Origin of the sequence: Rummeliibacillus pycnus (assembly GCF_044359855.1) — a bacterium.
Lineage (GTDB): Bacteria > Bacillota > Bacilli > Bacillales_A > Planococcaceae > Rummeliibacillus > Rummeliibacillus pycnus_A.
The window spans coordinates 3,635,558-3,660,137 of record NZ_CP132291.1 but is presented as its reverse complement, the minus strand read 5'-3'; the positions used below and the strand labels follow the sequence as shown (position 1 = coordinate 3,660,137).

23 protein-coding genes are annotated in these 24,580 nt (G+C 36.6%); all 23 read right to left on the bottom strand.

The window, feature by feature from the left end:
- The 23 genes from Q8X41_RS17760 to rimP all read right to left on the bottom strand — a co-directional run bounded on the left by Q8X41_RS17760 (position 1) and on the right by rimP (position 24,523).
- Positions 1-1,050, bottom strand: coding sequence for an ABC transporter permease (locus tag Q8X41_RS17760; protein ID WP_397537570.1), 1,050 nt, complete (start codon positions 1,048-1,050; stop codon positions 1-3).
- The gene (locus Q8X41_RS17755) at positions 1,050-2,588 is read right to left on the bottom strand and encodes an ABC transporter ATP-binding protein (RefSeq protein WP_397537569.1); all 1,539 of its coding nucleotides are present in this window, start codon (positions 2,586-2,588) and stop codon (positions 1,050-1,052) included. The genes Q8X41_RS17760 and Q8X41_RS17755 overlap by 1 nt, the downstream gene beginning before the upstream one ends.
- Positions 2,589-2,854: 266 nt before the next feature.
- Positions 2,855-3,922 carry a BMP family protein gene (locus Q8X41_RS17750; protein ID WP_397537568.1) on the bottom strand — a complete coding sequence of 356 codons (1,068 nt, stop codon included), beginning with the start codon at positions 3,920-3,922 and terminating at the stop codon, positions 2,855-2,857.
- Positions 3,923-3,982: 60 nt separating this feature from the next.
- Complete coding sequence (locus Q8X41_RS17745; protein ID WP_397537567.1) at positions 3,983-4,711, bottom strand: GntR family transcriptional regulator; 729 nt, start codon at positions 4,709-4,711, stop codon at positions 3,983-3,985.
- 204 nt (positions 4,712-4,915) lie between these two features.
- Positions 4,916-7,261, bottom strand: a complete 2,346-nt coding sequence (locus Q8X41_RS17740; protein ID WP_397537566.1) for a DNA translocase FtsK — start codon at positions 7,259-7,261, stop codon at positions 4,916-4,918.
- 97 nt (positions 7,262-7,358) lie between these two features.
- The gene (locus Q8X41_RS17735; RefSeq protein WP_397537565.1) at positions 7,359-9,026 is read right to left on the bottom strand and encodes a ribonuclease J; all 1,668 of its coding nucleotides are present in this window, start codon (positions 9,024-9,026) and stop codon (positions 7,359-7,361) included.
- 118 nt (positions 9,027-9,144) lie between these two features.
- Positions 9,145-10,035, bottom strand: coding sequence for a 4-hydroxy-tetrahydrodipicolinate synthase (gene dapA / locus Q8X41_RS17730; protein ID WP_397537564.1), 891 nt, complete (start codon positions 10,033-10,035; stop codon positions 9,145-9,147).
- Positions 10,036-10,050: 15 nt separating this feature from the next.
- Complete coding sequence (locus Q8X41_RS17725; RefSeq protein ID WP_397537563.1) at positions 10,051-11,091, bottom strand: aspartate-semialdehyde dehydrogenase; 1,041 nt, start codon at positions 11,089-11,091, stop codon at positions 10,051-10,053.
- 79 nt (positions 11,092-11,170) lie between these two features.
- Positions 11,171-11,758 (bottom strand): dipicolinate synthase subunit B, encoded by a 588-nt coding sequence (locus Q8X41_RS17720; protein WP_397537562.1) that lies wholly within the window; start codon positions 11,756-11,758, stop codon positions 11,171-11,173.
- 1 nt (position 11,759) lies between these two features.
- Positions 11,760-12,566 (bottom strand): dipicolinate synthase, encoded by an 807-nt coding sequence (locus Q8X41_RS17715; protein WP_397537561.1) that lies wholly within the window; start codon positions 12,564-12,566, stop codon positions 11,760-11,762.
- A complete protein-coding gene (locus Q8X41_RS17710; RefSeq protein ID WP_397537560.1) occupies positions 12,563-12,832 on the bottom strand; it encodes a YlmC/YmxH family sporulation protein in 270 nt (89 codons plus the stop codon). The genes Q8X41_RS17715 and Q8X41_RS17710 overlap by 4 nt, the downstream gene beginning before the upstream one ends.
- Positions 12,833-12,910: 78 nt before the next feature.
- Complete coding sequence (locus Q8X41_RS17705; protein ID WP_397537559.1) at positions 12,911-14,140, bottom strand: M16 family metallopeptidase; 1,230 nt, start codon at positions 14,138-14,140, stop codon at positions 12,911-12,913.
- 260 nt (positions 14,141-14,400) lie between these two features.
- Positions 14,401-16,512, bottom strand: a complete 2,112-nt coding sequence (pnp, locus tag Q8X41_RS17700; protein WP_397537558.1) for a polyribonucleotide nucleotidyltransferase — start codon at positions 16,510-16,512, stop codon at positions 14,401-14,403.
- 195 nt (positions 16,513-16,707) lie between these two features.
- The gene (gene rpsO, locus Q8X41_RS17695) at positions 16,708-16,977 is read right to left on the bottom strand and encodes a 30S ribosomal protein S15 (RefSeq protein ID WP_066785740.1); all 270 of its coding nucleotides are present in this window, start codon (positions 16,975-16,977) and stop codon (positions 16,708-16,710) included.
- Positions 16,978-17,128: 151 nt separating this feature from the next.
- Positions 17,129-18,076 (bottom strand): bifunctional riboflavin kinase/FAD synthetase, encoded by a 948-nt coding sequence (locus Q8X41_RS17690; RefSeq protein ID WP_397537557.1) that lies wholly within the window; start codon positions 18,074-18,076, stop codon positions 17,129-17,131.
- 11 nt (positions 18,077-18,087) lie between these two features.
- Positions 18,088-19,002 (bottom strand): tRNA pseudouridine(55) synthase TruB, encoded by a 915-nt coding sequence (gene truB / locus Q8X41_RS17685; protein ID WP_397537556.1) that lies wholly within the window; start codon positions 19,000-19,002, stop codon positions 18,088-18,090.
- A 258-nt stretch (positions 19,003-19,260) separates the two neighbouring features.
- On the bottom strand, positions 19,261-19,608 hold the full coding sequence (gene rbfA / locus Q8X41_RS17680; RefSeq protein WP_397537555.1) for a 30S ribosome-binding factor RbfA: 348 nt from the start codon (positions 19,606-19,608) through the stop codon (positions 19,261-19,263).
- 19 nt (positions 19,609-19,627) lie between these two features.
- Positions 19,628-19,906: a DUF503 domain-containing protein gene (locus tag Q8X41_RS17675; RefSeq protein ID WP_397537554.1), complete on the bottom strand. Its 279-nt coding sequence runs from the start codon at positions 19,904-19,906 to the stop codon at positions 19,628-19,630.
- A complete protein-coding gene (infB, locus tag Q8X41_RS17670) occupies positions 19,906-22,197 on the bottom strand; it encodes a translation initiation factor IF-2 (protein WP_397537553.1) in 2,292 nt (763 codons plus the stop codon). Before infB ends, Q8X41_RS17675 begins: the two co-directional genes overlap by 1 nt.
- A 14-nt stretch (positions 22,198-22,211) precedes the next feature.
- Positions 22,212-22,523: a YlxQ family RNA-binding protein gene (locus Q8X41_RS17665; RefSeq protein ID WP_397537552.1), complete on the bottom strand. Its 312-nt coding sequence runs from the start codon at positions 22,521-22,523 to the stop codon at positions 22,212-22,214.
- Positions 22,520-22,798, bottom strand: coding sequence for an RNase P modulator RnpM (gene rnpM / locus Q8X41_RS17660; RefSeq protein ID WP_397537551.1), 279 nt, complete (start codon positions 22,796-22,798; stop codon positions 22,520-22,522). Before rnpM ends, Q8X41_RS17665 begins: the two co-directional genes overlap by 4 nt.
- 76 nt (positions 22,799-22,874) lie before the next feature.
- Positions 22,875-24,020, bottom strand: a complete 1,146-nt coding sequence (gene nusA, locus Q8X41_RS17655; protein WP_397537550.1) for a transcription termination factor NusA — start codon at positions 24,018-24,020, stop codon at positions 22,875-22,877.
- Between the two features lie 20 nt (positions 24,021-24,040).
- Positions 24,041-24,523: a ribosome maturation factor RimP gene (rimP, locus tag Q8X41_RS17650; protein WP_397537549.1), complete on the bottom strand. Its 483-nt coding sequence runs from the start codon at positions 24,521-24,523 to the stop codon at positions 24,041-24,043.
- Positions 24,524-24,580: the final 57 nt, after the last annotated feature.

Here is a 24,580-nt window from a genome sequence, read left to right as displayed (position 1 = left end):
TTATTTTTCCTCCTTTTTTTTCTTACTTAGACGTTCAAGTGCTACTCGAATGATATAACCTGATGCTACGAAGAAAATAATCAATGCAATAACAATTGATACGATTTCTACTGGGATTCCAGCTTCGTTTGGCATGTTTAGACCACCATTTTTTAATCCACCAAAGAGTATAGCTCCTAGTAATACACCAAATGGTTGGTTCGCACCTAGTAAGGCAACAGCGATACCATCAAATCCGATACCAGTAAATGCTGTCATCTTAGTAATGTTTCCGAATGTACCTAGTGCTTCCATTGCTCCACCAAGACCTGCGAAGATACCAGATATAACCATAGCAAGAACGATATTTTTACTTACATTCATACCTGCATAATCTGATGCATGTTGGTTAAAACCAACAGCTTTTAGTTCAAAACCACGAGTTGTTTTCTCTAATATGAACCACATCACAATTACAGCAATAATGGCAACGACAAATCCCCAATGCAATCTTGAATAATCTGTAATAGATTCAAAGAATGGAGATCTAAGTGAGGCTGAGTCATGAATCTTTTCAGTCTTTTCTCCACCATTCGATAATGCTGAAATGGTTGCATTCGCTACATGAAGTGCAATATAGTTCATCATGATTGTAACAATAACCTCATGCACTTGTAATTTTGCTTTTAATAACCCTGGAATAAGCGCCCATAATCCACCTGCAACTGCTGCTGCTAATAATGCTAATGGAAGATGAATTATTTTAGGAAGGTCAAATGCATAACCTACATAAGCTGCTGCTAACCACCCTACAATTAATTGTCCCTCTACACCGATGTTAAATAACCCAGTTCGGAATGCAAAGGCTACAGCTAAACCAGCAAATACATATGGTGTAATTTGGCGAATTGTTTCACCAATGTTATAACTATTACCAAATACCCCATTCCATAATGCGATATAACCATCTACTGGGTTAAATCCACTGACAAGCATCACTATTGCACCTACGATTAGGCCTAATAAGATCGAAATGATAGGAACAAGAATATTTGTCGTACGTTTAGACACTATTCGTCACCTACCTTTTTTTGATCATTGTGAAGTGATTGGCCAGCCATTAATAAACCAAGTTCTTGTTCTGTTGTTCTATGTGGTGCCACTGTATCAATAATAGAACCATCATGAATTACAGCAATCGTATCAGATACATTCATTACTTCATCCAATTCAAATGAGATAAGTAATACCGCTTTCCCTTTATCACGTTGTTCAATTAAACGTTTGTGGATAAATTCGATTGCGCCTACGTCTAAACCACGTGTCGGTAATGCTGCAATAAGTAATTCTGGATCACGATCAATCTCACGACCAATAATTGCTTTTTGTTGGTTACCACCTGACAATGCACGTGCAGGCGTCATCTCGTTCGGTGTACGCACATCAAACTCTTCAATGATTTTCTTGGCGATATTATTTACATTTTTATAATCAATAATGCCACCTTTAGAAACCGGTTTTTGGTAATATGTTTGTAAAACGATATTGTGTCCTATAGGGAAGTCTAATACAAGACCGTGTTTGTGACGGTCTTGAGGAATATGCCCTATCCCTGATTCTGTAATTTTACGAGGTTTTAACCCTGTGATATTCTTACCTTTTAAAGTGACCGTACCATGCTTCACCTTGCGAAGACCAGTTATTGCCTCGATTAGTTCAGATTGACCATTCCCATCAATCCCAGCAATCCCAACAATTTCCCCAGCTCGAACGGTAAGATTTAAATTCTTAACTTTATCAACACCGCGATTATCGGCAATAGTTAAGTTTTCAATATTTAATACAATATCAGTTGGATGCGCTTCCGTTTTTTCAGTCTTGAAGACAACATGTCGTCCGACCATCATTTCGGCAAGTTGATCTGGATTAGTTTCAGCTGTAATAACTGTTCCAATTCCTTGACCTTTACGGATAATTGTTACACGATCTGAAACTTCCATAATTTCTTTTAATTTATGCGTAATTAAAATAATAGATTTACCCTCTTCAATTAGGCGCTTCATAATCTGCATCAATTCTGTAATTTCTTGAGGTGTAAGTGACGCTGTTGGTTCATCGAAGATTAGAATTTCAGCCCCACGATATAATGTTTTTAAAATTTCAACACGTTGTTGCATCCCGACTGAAATGTCTTCAATTTTAGCATTTGCGTCTACGTTTAGACCGTATTTTTCAGATAGTGCTTGTACTTTTTTCGCTGCATCACGAATGTTGATCAAACCCATTTTAGTAGGTTCGCTACCTAAAATAATATTTTCAGTCACCGTGAAATTTTCAACTAACATAAAATGTTGGTGAACCATCCCAATTCCAAGATCATTAGCTTTGTTAGGATCTGTAATTTTGACTTCCTTGCCATGAACTCGGATTGTTCCTGCCTCTGGTTGATATAAACCAAAAAGAACGTTCATCAACGTCGATTTTCCCGCACCATTTTCTCCTAATAGTGCATGAATCTCGCCTTTTTTTAGCTGAAGGGTGATGTTATCATTTGCTACGAAATCGCCAAATTGTTTGCGAATTCCAAGCATCTCTATCACATATTCCAATGTGTTCACTCCCTTGGACACTATAAATTTATGAGTGTAATTAATAAACTAACAAGGTTAAAAAATTAACACACGAAAGCATTTAAAGAGGAATTATTTTCAGAATATTAATATCTGTAATTTTACAAAAATAGATAAAAATCAGATTGCATTTTAGAAAAAAATTCTCTTAAAATCTTCAACTACCTTCATCTATTAATTTTTTAATAGATAAAAACATCATAAAGGCCAGAGATGATGGCCTTTATGATAATAATGGTAGAATATTATTTTCCTTTTCCTGGTTTTTCAGGAACTTTAATTTCACCACTAATAATTTTCGCTTTGTATTCGTCAATTTTCTTTTGTGTGTCAGCAGTAATTGCACCATGAGAATCAGCTAAATCAACACCATTGTCTTTTAAACCAAAAGTAATCAATTTACCACCAGGGAATTTACCATCTTTTGTTTGTTTAGACACGTCTTCTGCTGCAATATCAACACGTTTTAATACTGAAGTTAAAGTAACGTTTGTTTTGTCATCTACTTTACCTTCATCATATTGGTCACGGTCAACACCGATTACCCATACGTCAGCTTTTGGATCTTTTTTCTTACGTTCTTTTGCTTCAGTGAATAATCCATTACCTGTACCACCCGCTGCATGGAAGATAATGTCTGAACCAGAATCATACATACGTTTAGCAATTGTTTGTCCTTTTGCAGCATCGCCAAATGTACCTGCATATTGTACATCAACTTTAACTTTTGGATTTGCAGCTTTAGCACCTGCTACGTAGCCTGCTTCAAATCCACCGATAATATCGCCTTCCATACCACCGATGAAACCAATTTTACCAGTTTTAGATTGTAAAGCTGCAGCAGCACCTGCTAAGTAAGAAGCTTCGTTTGCACGGAACATAATTGAAGCAACATTGTCTTGTCCTTCAACTACTGAATCGATAATAGCGATTTTAGCATCTTTTTGTTGTTTTGCTACTTCAACTACTGAATCATGTAGATTAAAACCTACAGCGTATACTAAATCAAAGTTACGACGGATTAAACTGTTAAGATTGGTATTGTAATCGCTTTCAGCAGCAGATTGTAGATAGTCATAACCACCGTTACCTTTTGACAAGCCATTATCTTTACCGAATTTTTCAATACCTTCCCAAGTTGACTGGTTGAATGACTTATCATCAATACCGCCAATGTCAGTTACCATTCCTACTGAGAATGAGCTTTTGTCGTCGCCTTTTTTTGTTTCTGCATTATTAGTACCACAAGCTGCTAATAATGTACCAGATGCTAAAAGTGCAGAAAGTGCTAAACCAATTTTACGTTTTTTCACTTGAAATCCCCCCAAAAAGTAAGTTAATTGTATTTTCGATAGCAGGAATGAATACTTATTTTACACACGTTTTCGTACTACATGGAAACTGAATTTATCAGCTCTGAAATAATTACGTGAATAGAGCACCACACGATCGTTATCATCATAATGGAGCTGTTTTAAAACTAAGAGCGCTGTTTCACGCCCACATTGTAATATTGGAGAAACTTGACTATGATAGCCAACAGGATCTATAAATGTAACTGCATATGCTACATGAATTTCCCCAGATTCCTCTAAAGCAGAGAAAATGGATGAATTATGTCGAAGCAAGAAATCTGCTGCTAAATATTTTGCAGGTACTTGGTCCACACAATACACGACCGGTTCACCGTCTGCTGTACGCACACGTTCAATCGTTATTAAAGATTCATCAGCATCACATTGAAAGCGTTTTATATCTTCTTCATTCGAAAGGTGCTCGGTAGAACTTATGTAGTTTGTACCAGGCTGCATTCCAGCATCCTCTATCATAGAGGAAATACTTGAGAGTTGTTCAATCCCCGATGTAAATAAAGGTTTTGGATTAACAAATGTACCTACACCATGTCTTCGAACAATAATATTTTCTTCTTCCAACAGTCTTAAAGCTTCACGAAGTGTTGCACGACTGACTCCAAGTGATTTCGATAATTCAAATTCAGAAGGTAGTTTTTCATTTTCTTTGTAAACACCTTGTTCAATATCTGCCTTTAAATGATCAATCACTTGAAGATAGAGATGACGATGATCAGACTTAATTGTCATATAAACCACCACCAAAAGAGATCAGAGATCAGACATCAGACGTAAAACATTCCTACTAATCAGACATTACTATACCATTTTTGTTTAGGTAAATAAATAACTTTCACAAAAAACTGTGTTAAAACAGATAAATTTTTATATTACTATTCTAATATAGATATTTTTTTTACATTCTTTGGTTATTTTCAAAATTATTTATTAAAATTATTTCCCAATTAGGACCTCTCTTGGTTTGCTCTTTTCTGCTGGGCCAACAATCCCTCTTTCCTCCATCTGATCCATAATACGCGCAGCTCTTGCATAGCCAATTTTAAGCTTTCTTTGAAGGAAAGATACGGATGCTGTATCTTGTGCAGCCACTAATTGAACAGCCTCTTCGAAAAGCTCATCTGTATCATCTAAATCTTGAACTTCTTCTTCTTCAGATGGAATCATTTCTTCTTGATATTGAGCTTTTTGCTGTGCTATAACAAAATCAACAATCTGTTCTACTTCATTATCTGAAACGAATGCACCTTGCACACGAACGGGTTTCGATTCACCAGCTGGTAAGAATAACATATCACCTCGTCCTAGTAAACGTTCAGCACCACCCATATCAAGAATTGTACGAGAATCGATGGCAGACGATACTGCAAAAGCAATTCGTGATGGTATATTCGCTTTAATAATCCCCGTTATTACATCAACACTTGGTCTTTGTGTAGCAATGATTAAGTGAATTCCAGCAGCACGAGCCATTTGTGCGAGACGTGTAATCGAATCTTCCACATCACTAGAAGCAACCATCATTAAATCTGCTAATTCATCCACAATGACTACAATAAATGGCATTTTCGGATGCTTTTCTCCGTTTGCTTCGTTGAATTTATCGATTTGTTCATTATACCCTTCGATATTACGTGTACCAGTATGTGAAAATAGATCATAACGTCTTTCCATTTCAGAGACTACTTTTTTCAATGCTTGTGAAGCTTTACGAGCATCTGTGACAACTGGTGCTAGTAAATGAGGGATACCATTATAAACGTTTAATTCAACCATTTTCGGGTCAATCATCATCATTTTAACTTCATGAGGCTTTGCTCTCATTAATATGCTAATGATGATACCGTTAATACAAACGGATTTACCACTTCCGGTTGAACCAGCTACAAGTAAGTGTGGCATTTTGTTTAATTTCGCCAGTTTTGCTTCACCTGTAATATCTCTACCTAATCCAATTAATAGTTTTTCATCAGGCTTATTGTTTTCTTTAGACTCTAACACTTCACGTAAACTTACAATCGCAACTTCCTTATTTGGTACTTCAATACCTACTGCAGATTTACCTGGAATTGGAGCTTCAATTCGGATATCTTTTGCCGCAAGTGCTAATGCTAAATCATCTTGTAGTCCAACAATTTTACTAACTTTTACTCCACGATCAGGTAGCACTTCATATTCAGTAACAGCTGGTCCTAGGTGAACTTGCGTAACAGTCGCTTTGACTCCAAAAGATTGGAAAGTCTGTTCCAATTTAAGCGCATTATCTTGAATTAATTCAAACTCACCACTTTGGTCAGTATGTGGTGGCAGTTTCAAACTATTCATCGCTGGTAATTGATACGCTTCATTTTCAACTACATTAGAAGTATCAATCGCTGGGTGATCTACATCTTGATGTGAACTTTCTTCTCCAATTACAATCGTTTCAGGTTCAGGTTCTAGTTGGACTCTTTGAGTAAAGGCAGAAATAATTGGTTCTCTGCGCTCTTCAACCACTGGCTCTACTTCTGTTGCTGCATGATGCTCTTCATCATGAATCGGCGAATCTGATTCTACTTTTTTTCGATTTTTGCGAGAATTCCCCTTCTTTTCAGCAGCCTTTAGCTTTTTAGCTTCTTGACGGCGACTCACAGAATTCCCGGAATCTTCCTTCATTTGTAGGATTGATTTTTTTATGGATGGCCATTTGCTAGCCAAATACGGAATAAGCGCTTTTCCTGTTATTAAAACAATACCAATGAGTACCATTAACCAACCGGCAATTTTAGCACCTGCAGAGTCAAATAATGCATAAAAACATGCAAATAACACTGCACCAATCATACCACCGCCTAATGCGTGGCTATGATCTTGTATACCATCACTAGTAATTAATATTCGCCATGTCTCTTTTAAAACGGAATTACTTTGAATTGCATTCCCTTCAAATAGTTGTTCAAACAATGCAATATGACTAAATAATGTTAGTCCCCCTGTAATTAGCAAACTTCCTAATATTAAACGATTTTTTAAATTGGGGACCGTACGTTTCAACATTAATAAAAGTGCACTAACGATAAATAAAAACGGAACAATTATAGCCCAGTTTCCAAATAAAAATAGCGCTATAAATTGAAACAATCTCCCTACAGGGCCATATTCAAAAAATATAATAATTGCAAAACCAATTAAAATGAGACCAATAATTTCATACATTAATGGATGCAATGGTGTATCTTTTTTTGCTTTTGATGATGTTGACGCTTTTTTTGACTTTGCTGGTCCCTTTTTCGCTGTTGCCATGCCTCCACCTACTTTCATTAATCATTCATTTATTGAAAGGAAAAAAGGATTTCCTACCATACCAGAGGTTAGGAAATCCTTTTTGTCCGCTTACGCATTAATATTCCATAATAATAGGGATAATCATTGGTCGGCGTTTCGTTTTTTGGAATAAATAAGAGTTTAGCGTGTCACGGATTTCTTGTTTTATACTTGTCCATTCATATGATCCTTTATTCACATATTTTTCGACAACTGTTTTCACTAGTTCTGAAGATTCACTTAGTAACTCTTCAGATTCTCTTACATAAACAAATCCACGAGATAAAATTTCTGGACCTGAGGCAATTTTTTTCTGTTGACGATTGATTGTTACGACAACGATAAAAATACCATCTTGGCTAAGTAATTTACGGTCACGTAAGACGATATTGCCAACATCACCGACACCTATACCATCGATTAAAATATTACCAGCAGTTACTCGGCCACTCATACGCATTTTACCGCTCTTATATTCGACAATATCACCTTTATCAGCAATAAAAATTTGAGATTTTGATAAACCCGTTTGTTGAGCTAATTTAGAATGTGCGATAAGCATACGATATTCCCCTTGAATTGGGATAAAGTATTTTGGTTTCATAAGATTTAACATCAACTTCAAATCTTCTTGTGCTCCATGTCCTGAAACATGAACTTTTTTATCAGCTGACAACACTTTAGCACCTGCTTTTGCAAGGCTATTCATTGTATCAGCAATTTGCACCTCCATACCTGGAGATGGTGTAAATGTAATAAGTACTGTATCTGTAGATTTAATACGGATATCGCGGTGGTGTTTGCGGATGATTTTTTCTAATCCTTCTAGTGGTTCACCTTGGTTACCAGTAATAATTGCTACAATTTCTTCATCAGGATAGTCATTAATTTTACTAATTGGAATAATTCGTTCTGGATCTACAGAAAGATACCCTAAACGCATACCAATTTCAAATGCATGTTCTAAACTACGTCCAACAACTGCAATTTTGCGATCAGCAGCTGTTGCTTGATCGAATACTTGTTGAATGCGAATAAAGTTTGATGCATAAAGCGCAACTAAAATTCTTCCTTCTGCATGGTGGAACGTTTTTGCTAGTTTTTCGCGAATAACATTTTCTGGGATTGTATATCCTGGGCGTTCTGCTTCAGTTGAATCAGACATTAAGATGAATACTCCTTCTTCACCTAACGTAGCCATTTTCCCAATATCCGGTTTGTATTTACCTTGAGCTGACTGGTCAAATTTAAACTCTCCAGTATGCACAATCGCACCTTCTGAAGTATGGAAAGCAATACCTAATGAATCTGGGATGCTATGAGTTGTATGGAAAAATGTCACATAAGTTGATTGGAAATTCATACGACTCTTGCTAGTTACTTCAAAAAATTTGACCGGGTATGGAGCAGGTAAATCTTTTAAATGTTCTTTTGCCAATGCAATTGTCAATTTAGATCCATAGACAGGTGCACTAACTTTTTGTAAAAGATATGCTACTGAACCAATCGCATCTTCATGACCGTGTGTAAGGAAAATACCTTTCACACGAGATTTGTTTTCTTCTAAGTACGACATGTCAGGAATAACATAGTCTATTCCTAGCATTTCATCCTCAGGAAACATAAGTCCACTATCTACGACAAAAAGCTCTTCGTCGATTTCAACGACATACATAGCTTTTCCGATTTCACTAACGCCACCTAGTGGAATGACGCGAATAACTTCATTTTTTGTTTTTGCCACTTGATTTCCTCCTAAAATAATCCCGAACACAAACCACTTACTCCCATTATATCTATTGTTGGGAGTTTTCACAAACAAAAAAAGAATGGGCAAGGCTACCCATTCAAAAAATTATTTTCTAGAATTGTTTTTGCTTTTCCAAATATTCTTCCCACGCATGGTCAAAAGCTAATTTTTCTTTATCTGTCAGTCTTACAATCGGTAATCTAACATTTTCTGACCCTATTCCTATTTTGGCTAATGCGTATTTTACAGTTGAAGGACTTGGTGTAGAAAATAAAGCTCGAATTAATGGTAATAATGCTTGATGTATCGTTGCTGCTTCTTGATTACGACCTTCTTTAAATAATGCAATCATTTTTTGCATATCATTTCCCACTAAATGTGATGCAACGGAAATAACACCTGAACCACCAATTGCTAGTAGAGGTAATGTTAAGCCATCATCCCCTGAGTATACTTCCAAACCATCAGGAGCTCCAGCTATAATTTCGGTCATTTGATCTAAACTACCACTAGCCTCTTTGATAATCTGAATATTCGGAATTTCACTTAAATCTAAAATGGTTTTCGGTTGTATATTCACGATTGAACGTCCTGGAATATTGTACAGCATTACTGGTAACGATGTGGATTTTGCAATTGTTGCAAAATGCGCATAGATACCTCGTTCACTAGGTTTGTTGTAATAAGGACAAACTAACATAACTCCATCAACGCCAACTGCTTCAACCTCTTTGGTAAGTTCCAACGAAGCTTGCGTATTATAGCTCCCAGTCCCTGCAATAACAGGGATTCTTTTATCAACTTTTTTCAAAACAAAATGAATTAAAGCAACTTTCTCGTCATGTGACAATGTTGGCGATTCACCTGTTGTGCCACAAACAACAATTGCATCGGTACCGTTTGCTATTAAATGCTCTATTACTTCTGAAACCTGCTCAAAATGAATTGAACCATCTTCACGAAACGGTGTAATCATAGCAGTAGCAATATTACCAATATTCACTTGTTAAGTGCCTCCTTAGATTAATCCGTCTTCAATCATCTTCTCTGCGATTTGAATTGAATTTAATGCAGCACCTTTCAATAAGTTATCTGCCACAATCCAAAGATGGAAAGCATTATTTTTTGCTAAATCTTTTCGAATACGTCCTACAAATACTTCATCTTCACCTTCAGAAAAAATCGGCATTGGATAGATCTGAGATGTAATATCATCTTGCACGATGATTCCTGGAGCTTCTTGTAATACTTTTTTAATATCTTCCACAGTTACGTTTTCTTGATCTATTTCAATATAAACAGATTCAGAATGCCCAGCAACTACTGGTACACGAACACAAGTAGCAGCAACTGGAAGTTCTTGCGCATGCATAATTTTCTTTGTTTCATTAATCATTTTCATTTCTTCATATGTGAAACCATTTTCAGTGAATACATCGATTTGTGGAATTACATTTCTAGCAATTGGATAATGCTTTTTATCACCTTTTACCGGTAAAACATGTGCTTCTACATTTTTTGCTTGGTCAAAATGTAAGCTTTGATCTTTTAGTTCTTCAATAGCGCTTATTCCTGACCCTGACACGGCTTGATATGTAGAGACGATTAAATTTTTTAATCCAAATGCTTTTCGGATTGGTTCAAGTGCTGCAACCATTTGTATAGTTGAACAGTTTGGATTTGCAATAATACCTTTGTGTGTTGCTAAATCTTGCGGATTTACTTCTGGTACAACTAATGGTACTTCTGGATCCATACGAAACGCACTTGTATTATCAATCACAACTGCTCCACGTTCTGCTGCAGCATGTGCTAATGCTTTAGAGACGGAACCACCCGCACTAAATAATGCAACATCTACTCCTGCAAATGCTTCTGGAGTAGCCTCTTCTATTGTGTATGTTTGACCATTAAAAGTAAGTTCCTTACCAGCAGAACGTTTTGATGCAAGTAACTTCAACTTTCCAATAGGAAACTTACGTTTTGCAAGCTGTTCCATCATTTTTGTTCCTACTGCACCTGTAGCTCCAACAACTGCTACTGTATATTCTTTAGCCATCATACATCTCTCCTCAACTCTTCATTAGATATTGGCGCTATTGTATCATAAGTCTTAAGGTTTTAATATAATAATTTAATTATTTAGTATATTGAATTATTAAAGGCTGTAATTGTCTCTTTTCTAAAGAAGCTACAACCGTAGGTAATAACTGCGTAAAATCAGAAATCAATGAATTCGGTTTGCCAATCGGATTATCTTGACCAAATGGAATGAAGAAGATATTTTTAGTATTTAACAATTTCATGATATTTACTCCATTCAATCCAAGTGCGTCATTTGTTGAAATTCCTAATACAACAGGGCTACCATTTCGTAAAGTAGCTTTAGCAGCCATCAATACTGGAGAATCCGTTGCTGCATTTGCAAATTTACTAATAGAGTTTCCAGTCATCGGAGCAATAACCATACAATCTAGAGGATTGGAAGGTCCAAAAGGTTCTGCTTCTACGATGCTTTTAACGACTTCATGCCCGGCTAAAGCTTCTATTTTTTCAATCCACTCTGCACCGGTACCGAAGCGTGTTGCAGCTGTTAATACCGAATTTGTGATAATAGGCACAACAGTTGCACCTTGTTCAGTTAAAGTTGCAATTTTAGGTATTACATCTTCGTAAGTACAGTGTGACGCAGTTATGCCAAGGCCAATACGTTTTCCCTCTAACACTTTACCCCTCCTTTAGCTCATTATTTTTTCGTATGATTACTTGTGCTAATAGATTTGCTGCATCCTGTGGAAAATACTTTCCTGGAAGGCCAGGTAGTAAAATATAGTTTACACTCTGGGCATCTTCAACATTTAAGCATCCCGGAGCTGATGCTACATCAAAGATTTTAACGGATTTATCAAATTGTTGATTGAATTCTTCTGTAAACCATTTATTTGGGATTGTATTGATTAAATAATATGGTTTTGTCATATTTTCAGGTATTAGCTGCGAAGCTACGTACCCATAGGCAATTGCTTCTTGGATTTGACTGTTTGACCTTGCTAAAATATGCACATTTGCTCCTAATTTGTGCAACATGTATGCAAGCATTTTTGCTACTCGACCAAATCCAGTAACATAAAATGATTTCCCATAAACCGATGCACTCTCGAGCTCATAAAATGCACAAAGCATTCCCTCTGATGTTAATCTTGCATTTAGCCATATATAGGATTCATCTTGTAAATAGTAAATCACTCGCTCTTCGTCTAGATATTGAATTTCTTGCTGTAACGATTGATTACTTTTACCTACAAATATGACTGCATCCTTTTGTAACTCCTCGAAAGCATATTTAGGTAAATCGACAGCATGAATTGGCAATACGATTCTTTGTGGCTTCTCTGTCGAAACAATCTGTTGTATTTCGTCATTCCAATTATCTGTATACTTATAAATTACTTGTTCAAAATCAAGAGAAAGCTGCACCGCTAACTCCTTAAATCGCAAATCCTTCCCCAATATTAGCCATTTCTCCATCGTCATTTTATATACCCCGATGAAAGAGGCTGTGTTTTTTTAAATAAAATGCGATCTTCTCCAATTAACGATATTTCTGTCCATGGAATAAATGATTGTACCTTATTTTCTTTTGATTGAAAAGGTAAACGATAACCTTTTTGAACTAATTCAAAACCGTAGATTTGCCCAGTTTTAGCATTAAGTAAACACTCAGTTTCAGCGAGTAATCCACAACGTACACCATCGTTAATCTGAATCAACTCTTTTTCTGCAAGCTCCGATAAGAGCATTCAATCCCTCCTTTTCCCGTAATAACAGTGTATGTCGCCCAAGCTCTTCCCGTGCATAAAAAAGCTAAGGAGACACGCTTATATCCCCTTAGCTGGCTGAATCACAGATTTTGCAAATGGTTTTGTTAACAAATTTCGAATAACTCGATTGACACTTTTTTCATCAACAGCATATAGTTCCTGCAAAGTTTGTTCAACTGATTTCTCTTCACCGAATATTAGTTCATTTTTGGCATTACGATTCATAAAATCATTCGATGTTTCAAGTCCGAGTATTAAATTACTTTCTAATTGTTCTTTCGCATACTGAATCTCAATTTCAGATGCTCCATCGTTTACCAATTGCTCTGTTATTTGAAGAATTGTTTCTTCCAATACAGTAAGTTTATCCGGGGAAGTACCACCATAAATCATAAAAGCTCCAGCATTCTCATATGCAGAATAATAGGAGAAAATTGAATACGCTAATGCCTTCTCCTCTCGCACTTTCTGAAATAGTCTTGAGGATGTCGTATCTCCTAAAATATTGTTGACTACTAGTAAACTTACTAAATCAGAGTCTTTTACTGTCAGCCCCTCGTAACCTAAGGCAAGATGAGATTGTTCCGTATTACTTTCTTTATTTGTTTGCCCATGAACAAATTTTGGTATTGTTACGATTTTTTTCGTTTGATGAGTAGTGTTCGTAAACTGATCAAATAGTGTAATGATTTTATTTACTAGCTGGTCCGATACATTGCCAGCAACTGAAATAACGACTCTATCTGGTGTGTAATTTTCATCCATATAAGTTTCAATTTTATCTTTTGTAAAGGATGTTAACGTTTCTTCTGTTCCTAAAATAGGGGCCCCCATTGAATGATTGGGATACATCACGCTCCAAAGTCGTTCATCCACATCATCATCAGGTGTATCTTCTACCATCGCCATTTCTTCAAAGATGACATGCCGTTCTTTTTCTATGTCGGTTTCTGCAAATTTAGAATGGAAAAACATATCAGCTAATATGGTTATTGCCTCGATTGCATGATGATCTAGTGTAACAGCATAGTAGCATGTATTTTCCTTTGACGTAAAGGCGTTTAATTGTCCACCAATTCGGTCAAAGGATTCTGCAATTTCTTTAGCAGTTCTACTATATGTACCTTTAAATAGCATGTGTTCGATAAAATGTGTGATACCATTCTCTTCAGGACGTTCGTTTCCAGAACCTACATTGACCCAAATCCCCATTGAAACAGATCGAACATAGGGTAATTTTTCTACTAATATTCGCACTCCATTTTGACATATATGCTTTGTAACCAAATGGTTTCCTCCTTATGTAAAAAAGAGGTTGCCATTTTATACAAAACGGACAACCTCGTGATTTTTAAATTGTGAATGCAAAACTAAGATGAAACATGAACGTGAGCTTTTCAGGGCTTAACGGGCGTGTTCCGCTTTTATTTTATCCAGCTGCTCACGCCAGCCCCTCGAGGTCGAATAACCTGTACCCTTTGAGGCAAAAAGCGCCTCTGCGGGTACAGGACATTCGCTTGTCGGGGCTTAACGGGCGTGTTCCGCTTTTATTTTGATTCTTCGCGTTCTTTTTCTTCTTTGAGTACTACTTTACGTGATAAGTTGACACGGCCTTGACGGTCGATTTCAATTACTTTCACCATTAATTCATCGTCTAATTTCAAGACGTCTTCTACTGCTTTTGTACGTTCTTCTTGAATTTCGGAAATGTGTAGTAAACCATCTTTACCTGGGAAGATTTCAAGGAAAGCACCGAATTTTTCGATACGTTTTACTTTACCCATATAATATTCGCCCACTTGTGCTTCGCGAACAATATTTTCGATGATTTCTTTTGCACGGTTAATCATTGCTTCGTCAGAAGATGAGATGAAAATTGTTCCATCTTGTTCTGTATCAATTTTCACGCCAGTTTCTTCAATGATTTTGTTGATTTGTTTACCACCAGGTCCGATAACATCGCGGATTTTATCTGGATTAATATGGATACGTTTGATTTTTGGCGCATATGTTGATAGATGTTCGTTTGGTCCAGCAAGAGTAGCAAGCATAGAGTCAAGAATAATCATACGACCGCGTTTTGCTTGAACTAAAGCTTCGTCAAGGATTTCACGAGAAAGTCCATCAATTTTAATATCCATTTGAAGTGCAGTAACACCTTTAGCTGTACCTGCAACTTTAAAGTCCATATCACCAAGGTGATCTTCCATACCTTGAATATCTGTTAAGATTGAGTAATAATCGCCTTTTTTAACAAGCCCCATTGCAATACCGGCAACTGGTGCTTTAATTGGCACACCTGCATCCATAAGTGCTAGACATGATCCACAAATACTCGCTTGTGAAGTTGAACCATTGGATTCTAATACTTCTGATACACAACGAATAGTGTATGGGAAGTCTTTTTCATCAGGAATGATCGCTGATAATGCACGCTCACCTAGAGCACCGTGACCAATTTCACGACGACCAGGGCCACGCATTGGACCAGTTTCACCAACAGAGAATTGTGGGAAATTATAGTGGTGCATGAAACGTTTAGATTCTTCCACTCCAAGACCATCAATAATTTGAACATCACTTAATGCACCTAATGTACAAATAGATAATGCTTGAGTTTGTCCACGAGTGAATAAGCCTGAACCATGTGCACGAGGTAATAAACCTACTTCAGAAGATAATGGACGAATTTCGTCTAATTTTCGACCATCTGGACGAATTTTTTCTTCAGTAATTAAACGGCGTACTTCTTCTTTCACCATTTTATCTAAAATTTGATTTACTTGTTTTAATGTTTCTTCGTCTGCTTCTTGCTCTTCGTATTTTGCTAAAACTTCTGCTTTTACAGCTTCAATTGCTTCATCACGAGCATGCTTTTCATGAGTCTGGATTGCTGCATTCATCTTTTCTTCATATTCTGAATTGATTGCTTCAGTCAACTCTGCATCTAATTCATGAAGAACAACTTCAATTTTTTCTTTACCAGCTTGAGCTGTTACTTCTTCTTGGAATGCAATTAATTTTTTAATTTCATCATGACCGAACATGATTGCTTCAAGCATAGTTTCTTCCGGTACTTCTAGAGCACCTGCTTCAACCATGTTAATTGCATCTTTTGTACCAGCAACTGCTAAGTTGATGATAGAATCTTTCCATTGTTCAACTGTTGGGTTAACGATAAATTTATCGTCTATCATACCAACTTGAACGCCGGCGATTGGGCCATCAAATGGAATATCAGACACCATAAGTGCTAATGATGAACCAAGCATTGCTGCCATTTCTGTACTGCAATCTTGATCTGCTGACATGACCATTGAAATAACTTGTACTTCGTTACGGAAGCCATCTGGGAAAAGAGGTCGAATTGGACGGTCGATTAAGCGTGATGTAAGAACCGCTTTTTCAGATGGGCGTCCTTCACGTTTAATAAATCCACCTGGAATTTTACCAGCAGCGTATAATTTTTCTTCGTAGTTTACTGTTAATGGGAAGAAATCCGCTTGTTTAGGATGTTTGGACATTGTTGCGTTACATAACACAGCTGTTTCTCCATAACGTACCATAACGGCCCCATTAGCTTGTTTTGCGAGCTGACCAACTTCAATTTGCAAAGGTCGTCCTGCCCATTCATAGGTAAAAACCTTTTTCTCGTTCATATATTGAACTCCTCTCTTAGAAAGAAAACCTAATCACATATATGTTTATGTTATGTAGTTACTTGTAGTTTATCAAAAAAAATAATGCTTTGCGAAACATTTCTCTAAACTTCAGTTTCAATTATTAAATAGGAGGTTAGATTTATTGAAGCATAAAGAAAAAGCGGGACAAGCCCGCTTTCACAAAATTGCATTTTATCGACGTAAGCCGAGTTTAGTAATGATTTCACGGTAGCGTTGTACGTCATTTTCACGTAAGTATTTTAATAAGTTACGACGACGTCCGACCATTTTGAATAAACCGCGACGAGAGTGGTGGTCTTTTTTGTGAACACGTAAATGTTCGTTTAAGTTGTTAATCTCTTCCGTAAGGACAGCGATTTGAACTTCTGGTGAACCAGTATCACTTTCATGAGTACGGTATTCAGCAATGATTTCGTTTTTACGTTCTTGTGTTAGTGCCATCCTATTCACCTCCTAAATTGAAATATCCCCAATTACTGAGCTACTCGTTGGTGATTCGAAGTACCAAGTAATGGTTAAGTGACAACTGTAAGCAAGTCACTTTAGAAATATTAACACAAAGATTTCCCTCATGCAACTATAATTCATTAAACTAGCAGTGACTTAAGTATTCCATTGCATGTTGTTTATCTAATTCAATTTGAGCTTTTAAAGACTCAATTCCATCAAATTTTTGTTCACCGCGGAGATATTTATACCAATCCACTTTTACTTCTTCTCCGTATATATTTTTATCAAAATTATTAATATATACTTCAATTGTTAAATTCTTTTCATCAGGATTTTTGAAAGTAGGTTTAAATCCTACATTACATACACCATCATGCCATTCATTTTGAACAAGTAAGCGAACTGCATAAACACCTATGGCTGGGATAAAAGACCCTTCCGCTTCTTGAACATTGGCAGTGGGAAAACCAATTTGTCTACCGCGCTTGTCCCCATGAACGACAATTCCTGGGATTTGAAAAGGACGACCTAGAAGTAGACGAACCCGCTCCATATCTCCTTCTTTTAACGCTTTGCGAATATTAGTTGAACTTATTTTATCTGATGCTTGCTGTTGCTTTTCAACTATTGAAACTTCATAATCTCCATTACTCATTTCTTCTAAATCCTTCATCGTACCACGTCCCATCGCACCAAATGTGAAGTCGAATCCTGCTGTTACATGTTTTATATTTAAATTACGGATAAACACATCTACAAATTGTTGTGGGCTTAATATAGCAAAATCTGATGTAAATCGAACGACAAATACTGTATCTACTTGTAGTTCTTCTAAAATTTCCAATTTTTGTTTAAGAGGCGTGATGTAAAATACTTGTTCTTTGCGTTGTCCTAAAACAATAGATGGATGCGGGTCAAATGTCATTACCGCTAATTTTAAATTTTTATTTTTTGCATTTGTTTTTGCTTCTTCTATAACAGCTTGATGTCCTCGGTGTACCCCATCGAAAAATCCAACTGCTAAAGAATATGGTCCCTCAATTTCCTTTGAACTAATTTGATGAGGGTACATCAGTTGAATGACTTTCATGCGACTGCCTCCTAATCAACTTTCGGGAACATTTTTTCTGGCTTCATAAGTCCCTTTTTCTCCGGATGCTTTACATAGACAGCAACCGCTTTGTTATTTTCCATATAAACTATTTTATCATGTTCTTCAAGAGAAGGATGCATCGGTAAAACTTGACCATTAATTATTTTCTTAAGAATATCTGGTGTAATTTCAATTTGTGGAAAATCCATCAATGCATATTCTAACGGTTTAATGCAATCTCTTAATTGTTCATTCTCTACTTTTTCTTGTAATTGCTCTAATGTCACGCAATCATCTATTGTAAACGTTCCTGATTTTGTACGAACTAAGGATGCCATATGAGCAGGATAACCAAGTTCCTCACCAATTTGAACAGCTAGTGTACGAATGTAAGTCCCTTTGCTACAGGCAATACGGACAGGGAAAGTAATACTCTTTCCTTCATATATTTCACAATCATCAAGTAAATCTAGCGCATAAATTGTTATTTGACGAGTAGGACGATCAACAACTTCACCACTTCTAGCATATTCATATAATTTACGCCCATTTACCTTGACAGCTGAAAACATCGGTGGTGTTTGAGATATAACACCTGTTAATGATTTTAAAGCTTCTAAAACTTGCGTGCGAGTAATATGTTTTTCTGTTGTATCTTCTTCTACAACTTCGCCTTCAGCATCTTCTGTTGTAGTGGTTGTCCCAATTTCTATGATTGCTTCATATACTTTTCCAGTATCTGTTAAATATTCAGCGAGTCTTGTTGCATTGCCAATACAAATTGGTAGTACACCTTCAACACCGGGGTCTAATGTCCCTGTATGCCCTACCTTTTTTGTATGTAAGATTTTACGGATTTTAAATACACAATCATGAGAGGTCATGCCTCTTTCTTTCCATAATGGGAGAATGCCATGCTGCATGCATATTCACTCCTTTACTTTTAATTTTATTTCGACTACACACTCCAGTCCCACTGTGTTAAATAACTTTAACCATTGAGGCAAAAAGCTCCTCTTCAGGTTAAAAATATTTACCTTTAGAAAGTCCACAGGATGGTGATCGATAGCCATCGCAACACGAAGTAGCAAACTTAGGCTATTTCCCATAATTCGGGCGTGTTACGCTATTTTTATTAACAGAAAAAGCCTGCAAATAATAGATCTGCAGGCTTTTTTCGATTATTCTTGCGAATCGTGTAGTTGACGTAACAATGTATCAATTCGATTACCGTACTCAACAGATGAGTCAAACTCAAATGAAATTTCGGGTGTAATTCGTAAACGAATACGTTTACTAATCTCAGATCGAATAAAGCCTTTTGCTTTTTCTAGACCTTTCATCGTATCTTGACGTTCTCTTTCTGAACCTAAGCTAGTAATATATACAGTTGCTTGTTGTAGGTCACCTGTTACATCTACATCTGTTACAGTAACAAATCCAACTCGTGGATCTTTTAACTTACGACCAATAATATCTGCAAGTTCTTTTTTCATTTGTTCTGCAACACGGTTTGAGCGCATTGACATAATCGTTTCACCTCAATTTCTATAAAAACTCTCGTTGTATGTTGAGACATTGCCATTCAGGGTTAGATTCTAGAAATGCAATGGCACGTCCTAGCTCTTTTTCAGCTGCTTGTTGCGTTGATGCAACCGATACAAGTGCTAGAAGTGTTCTTTGCCAAACATCTTGATGATCAATTTCCGCTATTGAGACATTGTATTTTTGTTTTGTACGAGTAATCATACGCTGTAATACAGCTCTCTTCTCTTTTAGCGAATGTGCAGAAGGGACAAAAAATTCACACTCTGCATATACAATCATTAGCGTTTAATCTCTTCCATGATAAATGCTTCAATTTCGTCGCCAACTTTAATATCGTTATAAGCTTTAACTGTGAAACCACATTCATAACCTTTTGCAACTTCTTTAGCATCATCTTTGAAACGTTTAAGAGAATCTAATTCTCCTTCAAATATTACAATACCATCACGGATTACTCGAACGCCACTATCACGTGTTAATTTACCTTCAGTTACATAACCACCAGCAATTGTACCTACTTTAGAAACTTTGAATGTTTCACGTATTTCAGCAGATCCAATTACTTTTTCTACGAACTCAGGATCAAGCATACCTTTCATCGCAGCTTCAATTTCTTCGATTACTTTATAAATGATTTTGTGAAGACGAATATCTACGCCTTCTGCTTCAGCAGCACGTTTTGCATTAACGTCTGGACGTACGTTAAAGCCGATAACGATTGCATTTGAAGCAGCTGCAAGTGAGATATCTGATTCAGTGATAGCTCCGGCGCCTGTATGAATAATTTTCACGTTTACGCCTTCTACATCAATTTTCATAAGTGATGCAGCCATAGCTTCTACTGTACCTTGAACATCTGCTTTTACGATTAGGTTTAATTCCTTCATATCGCCTTGTTTCATTTGTTCAAATAAGTTATCAAGTGTTACACGTTGTTTTTCTGAACGTTGTAATTGGATAGCAGTAGATTCACGAGCTTCCCCAACTTGACGAGCTGTTTTTTCATCTTCAAATACTACGAAGCGATCTCCAGCTTGTGGTACTTCATTTAAACCTGTAATTTCAACTGGTGTTGATGGACCAGCAGATTTTACGCGACGACCTAAATCGTTGACCATAGCACGGACACGACCGTATGTATGACCTACTACGATTGGATCGCCGACATTTAAAGTACCGTTTTGTACTAATAATGTAGCAACTGAACCGCGACCTTTATCTAATTGTGCTTCAATAACAGAACCAATTGCACGACGTTTAGGATTTGCTTTTAGCTCGCCTACTTCAGAAACAAGTAAAATCATTTCTAATAATTGATCGATGCCGTCACCTTTTAAAGCTGATATAGGAACAAAGATTGTATCGCCACCCCAATCTTCAGGAACTAAACCATGTTCAGTTAATTCTTGCATAACGCGATCAGGGTTTGATGTTAGTTTATCCATTTTGTTGACAGCTACAATAATTGGAACTTCTGCAGCTTTTGCATGGTTAATAGCTTCAATTGTTTGAGGCATTACACCATCATCTGCAGCTACAACTAAAATTGTTAAATCGGTGATTCTTGCTCCACGAGCACGCATTGTTGTAAATGCTGCGTGTCCTGGTGTATCTAAGAAAGTAATTTTTTTACCTTTTACAACAACTTGATAGGCACCAATATGTTGTGTGATACCACCAGCTTCACCTTCAGTAACTTTTGTATTACGAATTGAGTCCAATAATGTTGTTTTACCATGGTCTACGTGGCCCATAATTGTTACAACTGGAGGACGTTCTTTGATATCTGCTTGGTTTTCATTTTCATCTTCTTCGAAATAAGTATCAAGGTCTGTAACATCAATACGTACTTCTTCTTCTACTTCTACACCGTAATCAGCACAAATTAACTCGATTGCATCTTGTTCTAATTCTTGGTTGATAGTAGCCATAACACCAAGCATAAATAATTTTTTGATAATTTCAGATGGTTCACGCCCTAATTTTTTTGCTAAATCACCAACTGTTAAATATTCAAAGAAAGTAATTTTTTCTGGTAGTTCTTTTTTCACAGCTGGTTGTTGTACTGGTTGTGGACGGTTTTTACGACGTTGACCACCATTGATCCCTGGTTTTCGTCTTTGGTTAAAGTTACGATTGCCGCCTTGAGAATTTCCTCCGCGACCTCCGCGATTGTTATTATTGTTATTACTATTATTACCGTTATTATTTGAACGGCCTTGACTATTATTTGTATTTTGTTTTGGTTTTGAATTATCTCTTGAAGTCGAATTATTATTCATAGTACTTCCTTGTGTAGTTTTTTGTTTTGTTTGAGCAGGACTAGAAGAGGTTTGCTCTTTTCGTGCTACAGGACGAGTTCCTGGCTGTCCTTTTGATTGTTCCTTGTTATATGTTGGTTGTGTACTGCTGTTCTTTTTATATACACCATCCAATTTGCTAATCGCTTCTATTTCTAACATAGACATATGGTTTTTTACGTCAATTTGGAGCTTGGATAACTGTTCGATCACTTCTTTACTTGACTTACTTACTTGTTTCGCATATTCATGAACTCGTAATTTTGTCATGTATTCACCCCCGGTTAGATTTCGTTGAGTAGCACTGACAGTTTTTTTGCAAAACCACTGTCCATAATAGCTACGGAAACTCTCGCCTCCCTACCAATAGCGTGTCCAAGAAGATCTCTTGTCGCAAATTCATGTAGCTCAACGTTAAAAGACTTACATTTATCTTGCATTTTTTTTCGTGTATTTTTGGAAGCATCAGTTGATAAAATCACAAGTTTTGCGTTTTGTCCTCGTACTTCCTTAATTACTTGTTCTTCTCCGGTAACCACTTTACGAGCACGAGTGGCTAACCCTAATAAATTATAGATTGCTTGTTCTGTATTCATGCTGATGGTTCCTTACGAACGATTGCCATTAAATCATCGTACACTTGATCAGGAATTTTCACTTCAAGTTGACGTTCAAACACGTTTTTTTCCTTAGCTGTTTTGATGGCTGTTTCAGATTTTGAAACATATGCACCACGGCCGGATTTTTTACCTGTTACATCAACAGTGACTTCTCCCTCTTTTGTACGAACAACACGAATCATTTCTTTCTTTGGAAGCATTTCGCCTGTAGCGATGCATTTTCTTAAAGGTACTTTACGATTGATCGGCATCAGAACTCACCTTTCCTCTGGCGTTGAGAGTCGATTGGTAAGAAATAATACAATCCTACCAACCATTCTACTCTTCTTATTCTTCGTCGTCTTTATATAAGTCCACTTCTACTTCTTCAGCATTAGTTGATTCATTATCTATATCTTCATAAACATCAGTTTGTGCTTCTTGACGAGGATAAATTCCTAATTCAGTTGCATCTGTTTCACTTTTAATATCAATTTTCCATCCAGTAAGTTTTGCAGCTAGTCTTGCATTTTGGCCACGTTTACCGATCGCTAATGATAATTGATAATCAGGTACTACAACTGTAGTAGATTTTTCTTCTTCATTTACCTGTACATCTAACACTTGAGAAGGACTTAAAGCATTTGCAACGAAAACAACTGGATCTTCTGACCATTCAACGATATCAATCTTCTCATCGTGTAATTCGTTAACAATTGTTTGAACTCGTGCACCTTTAGCACCAACACATGAACCTACTGGATCTACTTCTTCATTGTGAGCTACAACAGAGATTTTAGAACGGTCACCAGCTTCACGTGCGATTGACTTAATTTCAACTGTACCTTCAAAAATTTCTGGTACTTCAAGTTCAAATAAGCGACGTAATAGACCTGGATGAGTACGTGAAACGAATACTTGAGGACCTCGAGAAGTGCGTTCAACTTTCGTAATATATACTTTAATACGATCATGAGGTTTGTAAACTTCACCTGGAATTTGTTCGTTTTGTGGAAGAACCGCCTCGATTTTACCAATTCCTACATAAATATTACGAGGATCTAAGCGTTCTACAACACCATTAATGATATCATCCGCACGGTCTACATATTCTTCGTATACGATGCCACGTTCAGCTTCGCGGAAACGTTGTGTAACAATTTGTTTTGCGGTAGTTGCTGCAATACGTCCAAAGTTACGTGGAGTTTCTTCTTCTTCAACAACATCACCTAATTCATAATTAGGATTTATTCTTTGAGCATCTGCTAAAGAAATTTGTAAACGTTCATCTTCCACTTCTTCAACAACATCTTTACGAGAATATAGTTTCATTGTGCCGCGTTCTAAATTTAAGTCTACACGGACATTTGCAGCTTGGTTATAATTCTTTTTATATGCATTAATTAGTGCTGCTTCAATCGCTTCAACGATCACCTCTTTTGAGATACCTTTCGCTTCAAGTGCGCTTAGTGCACCGACTAATTCCTTACTCATTGTCTATTTCACTCCTAAAGTTAACGTTCTGCTGAAAAATCAATTGCCAAGCGTGCTTTTGCAATTTTTTCTTTCGGTATAAGAACTGTAATTTTTCTAGTTTTTATCTGTACAGCAAGTTCAGCGCCTTCGTCTGTGTATGATTTTAAATATCCTTCAAATTCTTTCATACCGTTGATGGCTTCATATGATTTAATATGCACAAATTGATCAATTGCTTTTTCAAAGTCTGCATCTTTTTTTAGTGGACGTTCTGCCCCTGGGGAGGAAACTTCAAGGAAATAATTTTGTTCAATTGGATCAACTTCATCCAGTTTTACACTTAGTAATTCACTAACTTGAGCACACTGCTCAATGTCAATGCTTCCTTCAGGAGTATCCACATAAACGCGTAGAAACCAATCGTGACCTTCTTTAACAAATTCTACTTCGACTAATTCAAGGTTTAGACTTTCTACTATTGGCGTTACTAATTGTTCTACTTCAGTTGTAACTTTGCTCATACAATCCTCCTGACTCACTTAGTTGTCATAACAACAGAAAAGAGCGGGAAATCCCAC